Origin of the sequence: Peribacillus sp. V2I11 (assembly GCF_030817135.1) — a bacterium.
Taxonomy (GTDB): domain Bacteria; phylum Bacillota; class Bacilli; order Bacillales; family DSM-1321; genus Peribacillus; species Peribacillus simplex.
This window is the reverse complement of record NZ_JAUSYW010000001.1, coordinates 3,567,933-3,584,175: the sequence shown is the minus strand read 5'-3', so window position 1 is coordinate 3,584,175 and position 16,243 is coordinate 3,567,933. Positions and strand designations below refer to the sequence as shown.

Sequence of the window (16,243 nt, the reverse complement as noted above, 5' to 3'; positions counted from 1 at the left end):
TGAACAGGATTAATAAAAGAAACCTAGCTTATTCAAGCTGGAAAGCAAAGGATAGCATAGGGGGTCCCTATCTATATTCCTCGATGTCATGAATTTTGAAAGGCATCCTACCCTCATGGGTCCAGAACCTCTTTGAAACCAACGCTATCATTCTATTTCCACCCATAAATATTAAAACTATTTTTTCAAATTCTGTCATCAATGATACAATGACAAGGTTGAAATCAATTCAATCTATAGAACACGTGAGGTATCATACTTACTATGAAAGCATTACGATTATTAAAGAGTTTTAACTTTTTATATTTTGGACTGCTTGCCATTTTCATTCCGTTTCTCCCAGTCTATCTGGCTGATCAAGGTTTGCGTCCAGCCCAAATCGGATTCATCATCGGTACAGGTGGTTTTGTCACCCTCATCACCCAGCCTTTATGGGGAATGATCAGTGACAAAACAAGGACTATACGAAAAGTCCTGTTGTTACTCATCTTTTTCTCGAGCGTAATCGGTTATTTCCTCTATGATTCAAGCGGTTATCTTCAGCTTATCCTGTTTGCCATGCTGCTATATTTCTTTCTGATGCCGATCGATCCCCTGACGGAAAGCCTCAATTTTACGATTGCAGAGAAATCCGGGATCAGTTACGGTTCCATCCGGACATATGGTGCATTGGGTTATGCGGTCATATCGCTGATCACCGGCTATGTTATGTCATATTTCGGAGCGAACAGCCTTGCCTTCCTTTTTGCGGGCATAGGTTTGATCAGTTTCATTGTCAGCTGGATGATGCCTGATGCACCCGTTTCAGGGAAACCTGTCACCTTAAGCAGCCTTAAGCATTTTTTCAGCAATAAAGAGACGCTTCTCTTTCTGTTATTGGTCTTCATCTGTGCTGTCCCAGCAAGGATGAACGATACTTTCCTTGGAGTGTATATCAGGGAACTTGGAGGAAGTGCCAAGCTTGTGGGCTTGACCTGGTTCTTAGCGGCGGGAAGTGAAATCGTTGTGTTCGCCCTAAGCTTCTGGTGGCTGCGTAAAGGTAAGGAAATCATCATCATTTCATTTGCAGCAGCGTTTTTCTTTATCCGTTATTTCGTCTCTGCGTGGATTACCGATCCACAGCTATTAGCTTATTTGCAAGTCATGCAGCTATTGACTTTCCCGATTTTCTACTCGGCAGCCATCCAATATCTGTATCGGATCGTTCCTGTGGAATGGCGTGCCACAGGCCAGACCGTACTGGCGCTGCTATTCTTCGGGGTTTCGGGAATCATTGCTTCTTATATAGGCGGAGCCATATATGGGGCTTTCGGCGGCAAGACCCTTTACCTGTTCATCTCCTCCATCTCCTTCATAGGAATGATATTCGCTTTGGTTCTTTATCGGATATATGGCAAGAGGCTCGATACTGCAGAGGACGCTGTATAATCCAAAAAACTGTATAAAAAAGAGCATGTTTTAATCAAAACATGCTCTTTTTGCATGATGTTTCCGTGAAAAAAAGGGGCAACCGTTAACATTAGCACGGTGAAGCAAAGCAGGATTGCAGTTGTCCTGTTTGAGAGTTTTACTTGTCCGTCATTTTTATAGAACCCTGAAAATTGAAGGCGGTTTTTATAGAGTCCATAAAGTAATGGAAAAATTGCCATACCAACAACCCATCCGCCTGAGGCATTCTCTACGGTTATACCAAAAATCGCATAGATTGAATTAATGATGAACCCCATTATCATTCCAATAACGAAATTATACGAAATAATTCTAAGATAACTCTTAACATCATTTCATCCGCTTTCTGCCTACTTTCCCGTTATCCGTAAAAAAAAGGCTGCAATTAGCAACCTTGAAAGAACTTTTACAGGATGGGATAATTCCCTAAATATAACAAACTTTAATCTTTTGGTAAATAGACGCTCTTTACTCTTCCTCTTGAACGAGCGAATGCTTAAATGCGTAAATCACTGCTTGCGTGCGGTCCTGCACGGCAAGCTTACTTAATATATTGCTAACATGCACTTTGGCTGTTTTCAGGGCTATGTATAGTTCATCCGCAATTTCCTGATTCGTTTTCCCTTGTGTCATCAGCAGCAAAATTTCCATTTCACGGTTTGTCAATTGATCATGAAGCTGAGTAATCTTTGGGCGACGGAGCTTTTCCATCATTTTTCCCGTCACTTCAGGTTCAAGTACGCTTTGCCCCTGGAAAGTGGAACGGACGGCTCTCGCAATCTCGCTGGCCTTTGATGTTTTCAACATATAGCTCGTCGCTCCGGCTTCCAATGCCGGGTACACTTTTTCATCATCCAGGAAGCTTGTCACAATGATGATCTTTGCTTCAGGCCATTTTTCGATAATTCGTTTCGTCGCTTCAATGCCGTCCATTTCCGGCATCACCAAATCCATCAAAATGATATCCGGACGCAATTCCATTGCCAGTTCGACAGCTTTCAAGCCATTGTCCGCTTCCCCGATCACTTCGATATCCGACTGTGCAGATAAATAAGCCGATACCCCTATCCTTACCATTTCATGGTCATCGACAAATAATACTTTAATCATCATGATCACCTCCAGCATTTAATAATGGGATTTTCACTTCAAGTTTCGTTCCTTTATTCGGAACGCTTACAAGGTGCATCGTTCCGCCTAATTCAACAGCCCGTTCATGCATGTTTTGCAAACCATATGATCCCGTTTTCGACTCCTCGACGTTAAAACCGATGCCGTCATCCGTTATCCGTAAAATGATCAGCCCATCACGAACGATCAATAGCACTTCAAGCGAGTTCGCTTTTGCATGTCTTAGTGTATTTGAAATCGATTCTTGTAAAATCCGAAACAGATGGTCCTCAATCCCCTTATCCAGAGTGACAGGCTCCATCTTCCAATTTATCTCCATCGTCACTTTTTGGGCCAATTCCAAAAGGAGCTCTTTCATTCCTTCATGTAATGATTTTCCCTTTAATGCGACAGGTCTCAAGTGAAGCAATAACGCCCTCATCTCAAGCTGGGATTGATGGATCATTTCTTCCACTACCTTGAATTGTTTCATTTCCGTTTTTTCCATATCGGATTGAGATTCGGTGATGGCCGACATGAACATCGAAGCGGCAAACAATTGCTGGCTCACCGAATCATGCAGTTCCCGAGCCAAACGGTTTCGTTCCTGGGAAACGATTTCCTGGATCTGTTTCTCCTGATCAATGGCCTTTTCATTCGCCATTTTTTGAGATAATTTTGTCTGCTCATTGATTTGCTTATGGATTAGTTGCATCCGCTCCACCATTTTAGCCATCTCTTGGACCGGATACGTCTCCTGTTGAGAAGGTAAGCGGCCTTGTTCAAGTAAATACAGCCCTTCATCCACCTTTTCCAGCTGCCTCTTCCAAAACATTCCGGAAACGACTCCATAAATCAACCCTACCGACATGACCAGGCTTGGCAGGAATATGACGAAGGGTAAACCCATGACCACTTTCTCCCACAATAAGCTCCAGTCGGATAAAGGAAAGATGACGAAAACAGCCGCCGGCAAGGCAATGGAAAGAACGAAAGCAACACCAAGGGCAGTCAATATCTGCCGTGTCAGTATGCTCATATCCGCTTCACCTCTAAATCCCCAACCAAGATTGAAGTGATGATATGAACCTTGTGATCCGTTTCATTGAACCCTTCCGTTTGGTAGGAATAAATTTGATTAAAGACCCTGGATTCAGGCTTATTTTCAAAGATCCGCGCTCTGCCTGCAATGACAGAATGATGGACCCTGATTTCGATGCCATACGGTACAAGCACAGTGATATTGCCAATGATATTCCTGATGGAAATGACGGCGTCGCCTTTCGGTAAAATCGTTTTGCTTAAATCGATAACCGTATCACCGACCCCGCCCTGAACATTCACGGAATTCCATTCATATACATGCTCGTCCGTTTGTTGATGGCCGAACAATTTATTTTTAAATAGATAATCGGTTTTCAGCAATCGTTCCTTATTGATCTTTTCTTCACCCGAATCATCATTGGTTAAAATCGGACTGACCCAATCAGGATTCTTTTTGGACTGATAATATAAAAGCAAAAGATAAATGAGGATTGCCATAAGGAAAAATCTAAAGACGAACATATTCAAGACAGTGATGATAAGGGAAATCAACCCTATAAAAAATAGTATTTTCCCGATTGTCCTTTTTGTGAATTTCCTGCCTAAATAGATACACCCTATTGAAAAAGCGAGGGAAAAAAGGAGACCTCCACCCGTAAATGAAATCTCTAAAAAAAGCAGGACGACCCCGATGAGAAGTATCCATCCCATATAGTCCGTCTTCATCTTGTTCAACATCGGTTCGCCTCCCCTGTATATGTCCATGATATTCTTAAAAGGCACAGGAACCCGTGCCTTTTAAGAATACCATGAAATTATCACGTTCTGACAGCCTGTTTTCCCCCGCCCTCCATTCCAAAAGGCCAGGGGATGACAGCGATGCCTAAAAAAAACTTTACGCTTCCTTCTGTTCCAATTCTTTTTCAAGCTGGACAATCCTGGCATCAATCGTATGCCGATTATAATCAGTATGGACCTGGTGCTCGATGCGATCGATATAATGCTCCATTTCTTCAAACATCGCTATCGGTTTGGCCTCGGAACTGCCTCCGTCCAAAACCCGATTGATCCGGTTGTTTGCCCGGGCAATATTTTCCCTGCCCATCAGTTCAAGCCGCTTTAGATGCATATCCTTCAGCTTATGCTTCATTTCTTCATATTTTCGCTCCAGTTCAGCCAGCTGAACCTCTGCGCTTTTATGCGCTTCCTTCAAACTTAACGCCCGATCTTCATAGTGCAGGCTTTCCTTTATAGCAAATTCCATTAAATCTGTTTCTCCCGACTGCTTAGCAATCTCAGCCTGATGCTTACGTTTTTCAGCTAGATTTTGCGCTTGATTATATTCACGCGTAAACTCTTCTTTCAAAAGATATTGACGTTCAAGCAGCTTACCGACCTTTTCTGTCTCCTGCTCACATTGACGCAAATATTGATTTAACATTCCAATTGGATTTTTTTGCTCCCTTTTATCCAACAAGTCGTGAAAATCCGCTGAAATCGTTTGTTTCATTCTTGAAAATAAATTACCCATTCCAATTACATCCCTTCTATTAGTTCTTATTCAACTCTTTCCACTCTCTTTCAAAATTTGAGAATGGGTCACTTTCTTTCGAAGATGCACTTTCATCATTTTCATTCCATTTTTTATAGACCAGGTAAAGAACATAAGCTGCCACCAATCCCAATATTGCCGGGATATGGGAAATAGAAACGATCAGCACGATAATGGAGACTGATCCCCACGCAATCTTGGCTCCTGTCGATTCGGACTTCATGAACTGTTTGAATCCAAAGTATAGGATCGCCAAGCAAATCGCCAGGCTGATCAATGGACCAACATTCGCCAGTAACAGGAATAATGCGATCAGTCCTACAATAAATAAACCAAATTTCTTCATTGTTTTCGTCCTCCTTTCCTTGTTTATATCTTATCTACTTTTACAAGTTCGTATAATGAGCCTTAGCTATATTTTCTAGTAAGACTTAAGGCGTAGTCGCTGTAAGTCCCACGCTAATGAGGGTGTTTTGATCGTGTGTTTGGGTGGTTCACTCGTGAATTCTGCGGTTTTACTCGTTAATTTGGCGTTTACTCGTGAGTTTGGGCATTTTACTCGTGAATTCTGCGGTTTTACTCGTGAGTTTGGGCATTTTACTCGTGAGTTCCGCTGCTTTACTCGTGAATTTGGCGTTCACTCGTGAATTCTGCGGTTTTACCCGTGAATTCTGCGGCTTTACCCGTGAATTTGGCGTTCACTCGTGAATTCTGCGGCTTTACCCGTGAATTTGGCGTTCACTCGTGAATTCTGCGGTTTTACTCGTGAGTTTGGGCATTTTACTCGTGAATTCTGCGGCTTTACTCGTGAGTTTTGGCGTTTTACTCGTGAGTTTGGCGTTCACTCGTGAATTCTGCGGCTTTACTCGTGAGTTTGGGCGTTTTACTCGTGAATTCTGCGGCTTTACTCGTGAGTTTGGCGTTCACTCGTGAATTATGATGTTTTACCCGTTAATTTGGCGTTCACTCGTGAGTTTGGGCATTTCACTCGTGAATTCTTCGGTTTTACTCGTGAGTTTTGGCGTTTTACTCGTGAGTTCCGCTGCTTTACTCGTGAATTTGCCGTTACTCGTGAATTTGGTTCGTGAGGGGTTTTCTCGTGAAAATTTTGCGGGTTTTAAGTGGCGGGAAGAAGTTTTTCCGATAAGGTGGGAAAGTCTTTAATAAAATTAAATCTTCCGATTGTATATAACCGGAAGATTGGTGAATTGCTAATATCCTTACAAATACAAGCCTTGGACGTAAACTGAGGTGATGGTTTGAGCAATTTCTTCGACAGAACTTTGATGTTCGTTTCGGACAATTTCCCATAGATACATTTCATTTGTGAAAAACCACCCTCTTGCCACAAGCTCATGGTTCAGATCAGCTCTTGCCAGCCCATTTTTCTGTGCATAGTCGACGTCCTTTGAAATTCGCTGAATGAACTTCATGCGGATCGCTTTCCATTTATCTGAAATAACGGTTGATATCCCTATGGCCTGTTCGAAAACTTGCATCATATTGCGTTCAGCTTCTGCCATTTTCAAAAAAGCATTAGCTTGCCTGTTTATGATATGTTTTGCTTCGTCTTTTGATTTTGGAAAGAAAGAGGTCTCGGCAATTTCATAGAATTGCTCCATTACATTTTCCATTAATACGATTAACAGATCCTCTTTTCCTTTAAAATGAACATAGGCCGTTCCGTATCCGATGTTTGCCCTTTTGATCATTTGGGAAATAAGCGCAGCTTGATAACCTTCTTCAAGAAATATTTCCTTTGCAGCCTCTAATAACTTTTGACGTGTCATGATCGAGCGTAAATGCCGTTTATCCCCTACTTTGCCATTCTCCATGCTTATTCCTCCCCTTATCTTCTAGCATAAAGGATTTCCATAAAATAAAAAACATTTGTTGGAAAGATTGATTTAATGTTTTTAATTTTCCGAATTAACTTATTGACACCATGTCATATTCTTTGGTACGATTCTCCTAGAATTATTTAGAATACTAATATAGGAGGATGATTATGGTTTCTGAATACACATTGGATCACGCTAAACAAATGGATGAGAATGATTCGCTTAAAGGTTTTCGAGAAGAGTTTTATTTAAAGCCGGATTCCATATATATGGATGGAAACTCTTTGGGGCTTCTTTCGAAAAGGGCTGAACGCACTCTTTTGGAATCTTTGGAAGATTGGAAGGAGCACGGGATTGATGGATGGACACAAGGAAATCACCCATGGTTTTTCATGGCTGAGAAATTGGGCGCGAAGATGGCCCAATTGGTCGGAGCTTCTGCTGAGGAAGTTATCGTAACCGGCTCCACAACTGTAAATCTGCATCAACTTGTAGCTACTTTTTATAAGCCTGAAGGCCTGCGCACAAAAATTTTAGCGGATGAATTAACCTTTCCAACTGATATTTATGCACTTCAAAGTCAGCTGCGTACACATGGATACGATCCGGAAACCAATCTAATCCGCGTGAAAAGCCGCGATGGAAGATTTCTTGAAGAGGATGACATTATCGAAGCAATGACCGATGACATCGCTTTGATCATCTTGCCAACAGTCCTGTATCGCAGCGGTCAAATATTGGATATGAAACGATTAACTGAGGAAGCTCATAAAAGAGGAATAGTAATCGGATTTGACGGATGTCATTCTATTGGTGCGATCCCGCATTCATTCAGCGAATGGGATGTGGATTTTGCATATTGGTGCAATTATAAACATTTAAATGGCGGTCCTGGCGGTGTTGGCGGTTTATATGTAAATCGAAAACATTTTGGAACGATGCCTGGATTGGCTGGATGGTTCGGCTCCAAAAAAGATAAACAATTCGATATGGAACATACCTTAACACCAGCTGAATCAGCAGGCGCGTATCAAATTGGCACACCGCATGTGTTAAGTTGTGCACCTTTGATTGGGTCTTTGGATATTTTTATAGAAGCGGGAATTGAAAATATTCGCGAAAAATCCCTGAAAATCAATCAATATTTAATGGATTTAGTCGAATTCGAATTGGAAGACATGGGATTTTTCATTGGAACTCCTAGAGAAGACATACGCCGCGGAGGTCATGTAAGCCTCGAGCATAAAGAAGCTGCACGGATATGTAAGGCCTTGAAAGAGAACGGTGTCATTCCAGATTTCCGAGCACCTAACATCATTCGTCTCGCTCCGGTTGCACTATATACTTCCTACGCAGAAGTTTGGGAAGTTGTGCAAATACTCAAGAAAATCATGTCAGAAAAACAATATGAAAAATTCAAAAATGAGCGTGAAGTGGTCGCATAACATGGAGTTCCGCCAGATGAGGCTCATCCCTCAAATGGTTAGTTAATTAGGGCAGGATAAAATCTTTTTTGATAAAAAGGGGATGAACTATGGAGAACAAAAATACTCAATTGAACTTTAAAGATGAGCCAGAAAAAGGATTAAAACGCGAGCTGGAAACAAATCAGCTTTCCATGATCGCAATGGGCTGTGCCATCGGGACAGGTTTATTCCTCGGCAGCGGGCTTGCGATTCAAGCGGCAGGGCCAAGTGTATTGCTGAGCTATGCACTCGGGGCGTTCATTGTTTTACTGTTGATGGGCTGTTTAGCCGAAATGACGGTTGCCCATCCTACTTCCGGATCTTTTGGAGCCATTGCTGAAAAGTACATGACTCCAATGGCAGGCTATCTTGTCCGCTATTCTTATTGGATTGCCAATGTTTTGGCTGTTGGGGTTGAAGTGAGTGCAGTCAGCGTGTATATGAAGTATTGGTTTCCGACCGTGCCGGGAATCGTATGGATTTTGCTGTTTGCAGGTGCCCTGATTTATGTAAATGCTACTAGCGTGAATACATTCGCTACATTTGAGTATTGGTTCTCCTTTATTAAAATAAGTGCCATCGTTGGTTTTATCCTTCTTGGATCCTATGTACTATTCGGTTCATCCGATCAGCCACATATAGGACCTGAGAACTTTGTAAATGAAGGCGGTTTTTTCCCATTTGGTTGGTGGGGAATGTGGGTAGCCGTATTTATTTCTTTATTCAGCTTTCTCGGAACCGAAATGATAGCGGTTACATCAGGGGAAGCAAAAGATCCTGATACAGCAGTTCCAAAAGCATTAAAAGCGACCGTGTTCCGTTTATCCACCTTCTATGTTTTGACAATCGGCATCATGCTGATGATCGTTCCCTGGAAAACGGCTGGGATCGAGGAAAGTCCGTTCGTAAAAGTGATGGAGATCTTGAACATTCCTGGTGCATCCGGGATCATGAACTTTATTATTTTAACGGCTGCTTTATCTGCCATGAATGCCCAGCTCTATGCTTCAACACGTATGATGTTCTCATTAGCCCGCGGAAAACACGCACCTAGCTTTTTAGGAAAGTTAAACAAAAGGGGCGTTCCGGGAAAAGCACTTGCTGTCTCTACAACTGGGATTTTCATTGCTGCAGGCGTTCATGCGCTACTTCCTGGTTCATCCTATGCATTCATGATGGGGATTTCCATGTTCGGTGCCATGTTCACATGGCTCATGATCTTCATTTCCCATTTATTTTTCAGGGTGAAATGGGAGAAAACCGGCGGACGCAAGTTACCGGTAAGGATGATCGGCTTTCCCTATTTAACGATACTAGGAGCCGTTCTTCTATTCAGCTTAATGATTACAACATGGTTTACAGATTTCAAGATCATGCTTCAATTCGGGATACCTTGGTTACTATTTTTAGCTGTTGCTTATTTTGTTTCAAAAAGAAGAAATATTAACCATAATGTAATGGAAGAATCTCTGGAAAAGAAGATAGAATAGAATGACGGAATAAAAAGTTTTTTGCATATGGAAAAGTGAGGGGATTAAGGAATGAAGAATATGGATAGCAATGAACAAACAATAACTGGTCTAGAGAAAGAAATTCAAACCGATTTTCAAAAATCGATGTCATACGGGGATTATCTCCACCTTGATAAGATTTTAACTAGTCAACATAGATGTTCCGATCATCATGATGAAATGCTATTTATCATTATCCATCAAGCGAGTGAGCTATGGATGAAGCTCATTTTACATGAGTTGACAGCAGCAACTGAGTCTATCCGCCAAAACAAGTTGGAACCTTCGTTTAAAATGCTGTCGCGCGTTTCGAGGATCCAGCAGCAATTGATCCAGTCATGGAATGTCCTTTCAACTTTAACACCGGCTGAATACATGGAGTTCAGGGATAAACTGGGACAATCTTCCGGATTCCAATCTTATCAGAATCGTTTGATTGAATTTGCATTAGGAAACAAAAATGTCCATACGCTATCAGTCTATCAGCACCAAACAGATTTATACGAGCAAATGCAGCAGGCCCTTCATGAGCCAAGTATTTATGACGCGGCGATTAATGCTCTTGTGGCGCGCGGATTACCTATTGATCAAGAAGCCATCAGCAGGGATTGGTCACAAAGATATGAACCAAATGCAAGTGTAGAAGAGGCGTGGCTGACAGTTTACCGCGATGTTGAGCAATATTGGGACTTATATGAGCTGGGCGAAAAGTTAGTGGACATTGGCCATCAACAGCAATTATGGCGTTTTAATCATATGACCACAGTGGAAAGGATTATTGGTAATAAACAAGGTACTGGCGGATCATCAGGTGTAACGTATTTAAAAAGAGCACTCGATCAACACTTTTTCCCAGAACTATGGAGTCTAAGAACGAAGCTATAAGATGAAATAAGTAGCAAAGAAACAGCCAGAAGAGATGGAGGTAAATGCATGGGGACATGGATTGATATTTCACAACGTCTGGATGAAAACGTTGCAGTCTGGCCTGGAGATACCCCTTTCTCATACAAAGTCAATTGGAGTAAAGAAGAAAGTGGATCTGTCAATGTAGGTCAAATCAATATGAGTGTCCACACTGGTACCCATATTGATGCACCTTTTCATTTTGACGATGATGGAAAAAGAGTGATTGATTTGGATCTCGAATTATATATGGGAAATGCCCGGGTTATCCATTTACCAAACAAGACAAGCATCGGAGTCGATGATTTATCCAATATAGATCTACAAGGCGTTACACGTCTGTTAATTCGGACGGATGCATGGAAGGATCGAAGTGTGTTTCCACAAACCATTCCTCATATCCAACCAGAATTAGCGGCATATCTTTCAGAACACGGCGTTCGTCTTATTGGACTTGATTTACCATCAGTAGATCCACTGGATAGTAAAGAGCTATCTGCCCACCATGAACTTGCCGATCATGGAATTCACATTTTGGAAGGTCTTATACTGGACGGTATAGGACCGGGTAATTATGAGCTGGCGGCCCTCCCTCTTCCATTAGTTGAAGCAGATGGAAGTCCGGTACGTGCTGTGTTGAAAAAGTTACCCTAACATATAACAGTGTTGGTATTGAATTAATAAAAAAACGAGCCAGATCAAAAAATGATTTGGCTCGTTTTTTTGTTTCATTAAACACTCTATTTATTAGTCAAGCCGATTCCCCCTCTCCTCCATTGTCCTGAGATCCTATCAAATTTGTCTCCCTAAACCAAGTACATCTATGTTATAATTTTCAGAATTCATCACTAAGAGTGGAGGTCCGAATATGGAAAACTTTTATTTGTTCATCATCATGTGCATTCTTCTCATCATCTTACCTGGTCCAGATACAGCAATAGCCACAAGGAACACCGTTACCGTGGGGACGTCGGGAGGTTTTAAAACGATGTTCGGCACATGCTGTGCCCTGCTTATCCATACATCAGCTGCCGTGTTCGGACTTTCGGCAATCATTGTGAAATCCGCTTTACTATTTTCCATATTCAAATATGTCGGTGCCGTTTACTTGGTATATCTAGGCTTCAAGACCTTATGGGGATTAAGGAATAAGCAAGTTGCCGCAGCGACGGAAACGTCAGTCAAAAGTAAATACGAAAACCAGTCCTGCTTTAAGCAAGGATTCCTTACCAACCTGCTGAACCCTAAAGTCGCCGTCTTCTTTTTAACGTTTCTGCCTCAGTTCGTGAATCCAGGAAATGATACGTTTTTACCGTTCCTGATCATGGGCATAACGTATACCGTTTTAACTGCGTTGTGGTTTGTATTTTATATCTATCTGCTGCACCAAATCAGTGCCTTTATGAAAAAGCCTAGAACCCAAGCGATTTTCGAGGGTATAACCGGGACGGTCTTGATTGGTTTCGGGATAAAGCTAGCTTTGGAAAAAGCTCATAATTAATTAGAACTGCACCCTAATTGTTAGACACCATTTAACAATTGGAGGTGCAGTTTTTATTGGAGTCTATTTTGGTTCTGATACAGGTGTAGGAATTTAAGTACTTGTTGAGTTATGTTACACTACAAAAAACCATAATTTGGTGTTTTTATACAAGGAGAAAAACACATGCCAACTATCGAAGTAGGAAAACAAAGGATATCGGATTAGGTTCTCTTTCTTTCGCGCTATGATTAATCGGAATATTGTTACCTTTCAATTTGGCGATAAATCTTGAATTGGAGATAATATTTTAAATAATATCGGACTTAGCGTATGGTCAAATGGAGATTCAGGTATTCATTATACAATGTTCTATTCGGCAATAATTTTCATCCCCTCCTTTATTATTGGTCATATTCATCCTGATAATAGGGGAGCAAAAGCAGGGAAAATCATATCAGGTTTCCTATCAATTCTTATTGTTTCAGTACTACTGACGATAATTATCGATTTTGTGCGGGGACCATGAATGAGCTTATTGAGGACTGTTGAGGAAAAAGGTCAAATTAAAGGGTATGAGCCCAGTAAATACCAAACTCATACCCCACCCAAACCTTTATAATAAACGTGTTTAACTTTTGTGTGATCTTTAACTTGCCATGGTGTTCAAATCACTTAACGTAACCATTCACGAAAAACCCAATCGTTTCGAGCTCGCCCTCAGTTAAATCCCGCTTTAATTCTTTAGCCAATCCCTGCTCCATTAAAGCTCGGTTTCCCCGATGTTCGACCACGGTTCTGGCACATTCTTTCATTAGCTTAAGCTCTGCCTCCATCTCCTGTCTCGTGCAAGGCTAATCATGATGGGAAAGTATATATGTTTCTGCATCATAGGCTTCAATTTTCTTAACGAGCAGCGAAGCCTGTTCAGCCGTATAATTCCATTTTTCAGCATAAAGATTGGCATATAGGCAGTCTCCCAGAAATAATGTTTTTTCCTCTGCGACATAAATGATGCAGGAATCTTTGGCATGGTCGCCGCCAACATGTTCTATGACACAGGTTATATTGCCGAGATCGATCGTCATCGTTTTTTCAAAGATGATATCGGGCAGGGGGAAGGCAATCTCTCTATTCACCCCATGTTCCAACTTGATTGCATCGGCGCAAAAGGGTATCTCCGTCCCTTCTTCGACCCGTTGATCAAGGGCTTGATCTTCCCATGAAAGCTGCTTCATATCTTTAATGTTCGTGTATGTTTTTTCCTGACAAATCACCGGAATCCCGATATTCTCCAGTCCGAATACATGGTCCCAGTGTGAATGGGTAAGAACGAGAAAATCCCCGCTTATATCATTCCGAAGCAATTCGTCCTTAAAGAGCTGTGCATGCCGGACGGAGTTACCGGCATCGATGATAAGCGTTTTCTTGTTTCCCGTAACGGCGGCAAGAACCGGGCGATCCGTTTCCTGAACTGGCGGCAGGTAGACAATATGTTTTGATAGGTGCTGCAATGTTTGCATGTTTCCGTTCTCCTTACGATTGTTGTGATTGGCTTGCTCAAGTATAGCAAATTACCCATTATTTCATAAGATAATCTCCGCAAAAGATTAAAAAGACAACAATCACCGTGATTGCTGTCTTTTCGTCATCATTCAAATGAACCTATTCACATATACCGTAACTTTCGAGAGGGCATTTAAAAAGGTGGCTTTAAAAAAAGACTCTTCCTTTTTCTGATCTTCAGGTGGTTCTATATATTTATTATTGTCCGCAACGAGTGTACTATTTGAGATTTTCGACTCGATGGCTCCTGTCAACTGGGCTGCAAATTTTTCACTATCGATGACCACCATCGATTCTGTATTTAAAAAGGCAGATCGAGAATCCAAATTGTAAGAACCCACTGCACTTAATCGTTGATCATAGACCACTGATTTACCATGCAAAGAATAAGGCTTTGCATATTCATAAAGCCTTGCGCCCGTCTCAACGATCCTATCCCTAAGCGCCAAGTAACCGGAAAAAGCGATCACATTCGGGGTTGATTCCACCGAGTTGGTAAGTATGGTCCAATCAGCCTTTGAATCCATCTGCTTCGGTACATATTCCTTCAAGGCATCCGCAGGAACAATATAGGGACTTTGGATGAGTACCGATTGATTGGAGTTAGCCGCTATGTCAACTAGAGATTTCCACACAATTGGGTATTTATTGAAACGCTCGATTGGATTATGAATGAAGGAAACTTTTTTAGTAGGTGTTGTAGAATTGCTCCAATCTACGACTGGATTAACGAAATCAGTTTCAGTTTGCAAAGCTTTGCTGTATTGATTCGCTAATGCATCTCTTTCACGTTTTCCTTTTTCCGTTTGCCTTTTCGAGAGCTCCGAAAAAACATCGCTCGTATACGGATGAGTCCATAATTCATTCAAATAGTCCTTCATTTCAACGATTACACTATCTTTCTCCTCTTTGGCATTGAAAATGAGCACATCCCTGTCATAGACAAAATTCCTCGGCGGATTGCTTGCTAAATACTTATCGGCAATATTTCTCCCTCCGATGATGCCTAACTTTCCATCTGCAGTGATGATCTTATCATGAAGGCGATTATGCCAGGTCCACGGCTTAAATGGCTTAAAGGTTTCGTAATATCTTAACTCAATGTTTTCATGAGAGGCCAATGCATAACGGGCACTGCTTAATTGACCTCTGAGTCCATGAGATATTCCATCCAAAAGGATTCGGACTTTGACACCCCGGTCAGCAGCTTCTATCAAGGCTCCAAGAAAAAGTTCGGTTGATTTGCCTTTTCCAAAGGCATAGTAGGCAATATCGATTGAATGCTGGGCTTCCTGGATCATTCGCATTCGGGCGAGTCCCGATTCATAACCGTCTTCGAGAAGAAGGACACGATCCACGGTGGCTTCCTTCTCTCCCATATATGCACTTACTTGATTAATCGGCCTACCTTCTTCTTTTTCCACTTTGGGGAAAAGAACCACAGCCGTCACCACTACATAAAGCAAATATATTAGAAGAACGAGCAGAACCCCTTTAATTGCCGTTTTTACAGTCATTGAGCACTCCCCCCCCCCCCTTTTAAGCGATATTTTATACTATTCGTAATATGCAAAGACTCTATTCAACATCTGCAAGCTTGATAAATCTGACTGGTTAGCGAGCGGTGCCGTTTACCCATCTGCTTGATCCTGGGTGGAACTTGGTGCAATTATTTCCCTTTTAAATGTGACAAAGTGGTGAACATGAAAGCAGTTGCATAATATGATATTGAAGGAGGGATTTCATGCTTAAACAACCTGATGGAATAAGTATCTTCAATTATTGTTTTGCATTAGGGGTGTCAGAAATTTTCTTTTTATTCAGCTTTTATCTTTCCATTCTTGACGTTTCATTATTTGCGATCGCTTTACCATTTTCCGCTTTATTTCTAATGTTCTCCTTGTACCTATTCCTTCGAACGCACAAAGCAGCAAAGACTTCACCCGACCAAGAGGAACGAAGAAGGGAAATTCATGCATTCTATCATCAATCTTTCGGGATTTTCACGATCATTTTTTTCACTTTACTTTTTGTTGCTTTAGCCTATATTCCCTTTCTGGAAAACGGAGGGCATTTCTATCTTCTTTATTGTTTGCCGATGGCCTTGCTTTGTATGATTCCTATGATTGTATCTTATAAAGGAATTAAATTATTCAAACTGGAATCCGGCAGGAATTTAACGAAAATCTAATTGATTTTACCAAAAGCTTCGTTCTGAAAGAAAGTAAAGAAACGAATCGATGCTCTTTCCATGTTTTTTAGTTGAATGTATAGGTAAAATGAGGATATAATAATGATAACTAACACATAAAAAAAAG

General features: G+C 41.4%; 16 protein-coding genes. 7 read left to right on the top strand and 9 right to left on the bottom strand.

Annotation, left to right across the window (positions count from 1 at the left end):
- Positions 1-264: 264 nt before the first annotated feature.
- Positions 265-1,428: an MFS transporter gene (locus tag QFZ73_RS17470; RefSeq protein WP_251429547.1), complete on the top strand. Its 1,164-nt coding sequence runs from the start codon at positions 265-267 to the stop codon at positions 1,426-1,428.
- 489 nt (positions 1,429-1,917) lie between these two features.
- Here the strand turns inward: QFZ73_RS17470 and QFZ73_RS17465 are convergent, their stop codons facing one another.
- The 6 genes from QFZ73_RS17465 to QFZ73_RS17440 all read right to left on the bottom strand — a co-directional run bounded on the left by QFZ73_RS17465 (position 1,918) and on the right by QFZ73_RS17440 (position 6,990).
- Entirely contained in the window at positions 1,918-2,559 is a 642-nt protein-coding gene (locus QFZ73_RS17465; protein ID WP_053536075.1) for a response regulator transcription factor, read from the bottom strand.
- Positions 2,552-3,598: a sensor histidine kinase gene (locus QFZ73_RS17460; protein WP_307268719.1), complete on the bottom strand. Its 1,047-nt coding sequence runs from the start codon at positions 3,596-3,598 to the stop codon at positions 2,552-2,554. The genes QFZ73_RS17465 and QFZ73_RS17460 overlap by 8 nt, the downstream gene beginning before the upstream one ends.
- Complete coding sequence (gene liaF, locus QFZ73_RS17455; protein WP_251429541.1) at positions 3,595-4,341, bottom strand: cell wall-active antibiotics response protein LiaF; 747 nt, start codon at positions 4,339-4,341, stop codon at positions 3,595-3,597. Before liaF ends, QFZ73_RS17460 begins: the two co-directional genes overlap by 4 nt.
- A 157-nt stretch (positions 4,342-4,498) precedes the next feature.
- The gene (locus tag QFZ73_RS17450) at positions 4,499-5,134 is read right to left on the bottom strand and encodes a PspA/IM30 family protein (RefSeq protein ID WP_251429538.1); all 636 of its coding nucleotides are present in this window, start codon (positions 5,132-5,134) and stop codon (positions 4,499-4,501) included.
- Between the two features lie 19 nt (positions 5,135-5,153).
- The gene (locus QFZ73_RS17445) at positions 5,154-5,501 is read right to left on the bottom strand and encodes a lmo0954 family membrane protein (protein WP_034309581.1); all 348 of its coding nucleotides are present in this window, start codon (positions 5,499-5,501) and stop codon (positions 5,154-5,156) included.
- An 874-nt stretch (positions 5,502-6,375) separates the two neighbouring features.
- Complete coding sequence (locus tag QFZ73_RS17440) at positions 6,376-6,990, bottom strand: TetR/AcrR family transcriptional regulator (RefSeq protein ID WP_251429531.1); 615 nt, start codon at positions 6,988-6,990, stop codon at positions 6,376-6,378.
- Between the two features lie 173 nt (positions 6,991-7,163).
- Here QFZ73_RS17440 and kynU point away from each other — a divergent pair, with 173 nt between their 5' ends.
- From kynU to QFZ73_RS17415, 5 genes are all read left to right on the top strand, one after another.
- Positions 7,164-8,441, top strand: a complete 1,278-nt coding sequence (gene kynU / locus QFZ73_RS17435) for a kynureninase (RefSeq protein WP_307268707.1) — start codon at positions 7,164-7,166, stop codon at positions 8,439-8,441.
- An 89-nt stretch (positions 8,442-8,530) separates the two neighbouring features.
- Entirely contained in the window at positions 8,531-9,952 is a 1,422-nt protein-coding gene (locus tag QFZ73_RS17430; RefSeq protein ID WP_307268703.1) for an amino acid permease, read from the top strand.
- 60 nt (positions 9,953-10,012) lie between these two features.
- Entirely contained in the window at positions 10,013-10,858 is an 846-nt protein-coding gene (gene kynA, locus QFZ73_RS17425; protein ID WP_251429963.1) for a tryptophan 2,3-dioxygenase, read from the top strand.
- A gap of 48 nt (positions 10,859-10,906) precedes the next feature.
- Positions 10,907-11,533, top strand: coding sequence for an arylformamidase (kynB, locus tag QFZ73_RS17420; RefSeq protein WP_251429522.1), 627 nt, complete (start codon positions 10,907-10,909; stop codon positions 11,531-11,533).
- Positions 11,534-11,747: 214 nt separating this feature from the next.
- Positions 11,748-12,380, top strand: a complete 633-nt coding sequence (locus QFZ73_RS17415; protein ID WP_307268699.1) for a LysE family translocator — start codon at positions 11,748-11,750, stop codon at positions 12,378-12,380.
- 650 nt (positions 12,381-13,030) lie between these two features.
- On the opposite strand, the gene QFZ73_RS17410 is transcribed toward QFZ73_RS17415, so the two are convergent.
- The 3 genes from QFZ73_RS17410 to QFZ73_RS17400 form a co-directional block, all read right to left on the bottom strand.
- A complete protein-coding gene (locus QFZ73_RS17410; protein ID WP_307268696.1) occupies positions 13,031-13,195 on the bottom strand; it encodes a hypothetical protein in 165 nt (54 codons plus the stop codon).
- An 18-nt stretch (positions 13,196-13,213) separates the two neighbouring features.
- Positions 13,214-13,882, bottom strand: a complete 669-nt coding sequence (locus QFZ73_RS17405) for an MBL fold metallo-hydrolase (RefSeq protein WP_307268695.1) — start codon at positions 13,880-13,882, stop codon at positions 13,214-13,216.
- 132 nt (positions 13,883-14,014) lie between these two features.
- Complete coding sequence (locus QFZ73_RS17400) at positions 14,015-15,442, bottom strand: phospholipase D-like domain-containing protein (protein ID WP_307268692.1); 1,428 nt, start codon at positions 15,440-15,442, stop codon at positions 14,015-14,017.
- Positions 15,443-15,669: 227 nt separating this feature from the next.
- Here QFZ73_RS17400 and QFZ73_RS17395 point away from each other — a divergent pair, with 227 nt between their 5' ends.
- Positions 15,670-16,116 (top strand): hypothetical protein, encoded by a 447-nt coding sequence (locus QFZ73_RS17395; protein WP_307268689.1) that lies wholly within the window; start codon positions 15,670-15,672, stop codon positions 16,114-16,116.
- The last annotated feature ends 127 nt before the right edge of the window (positions 16,117-16,243 follow it).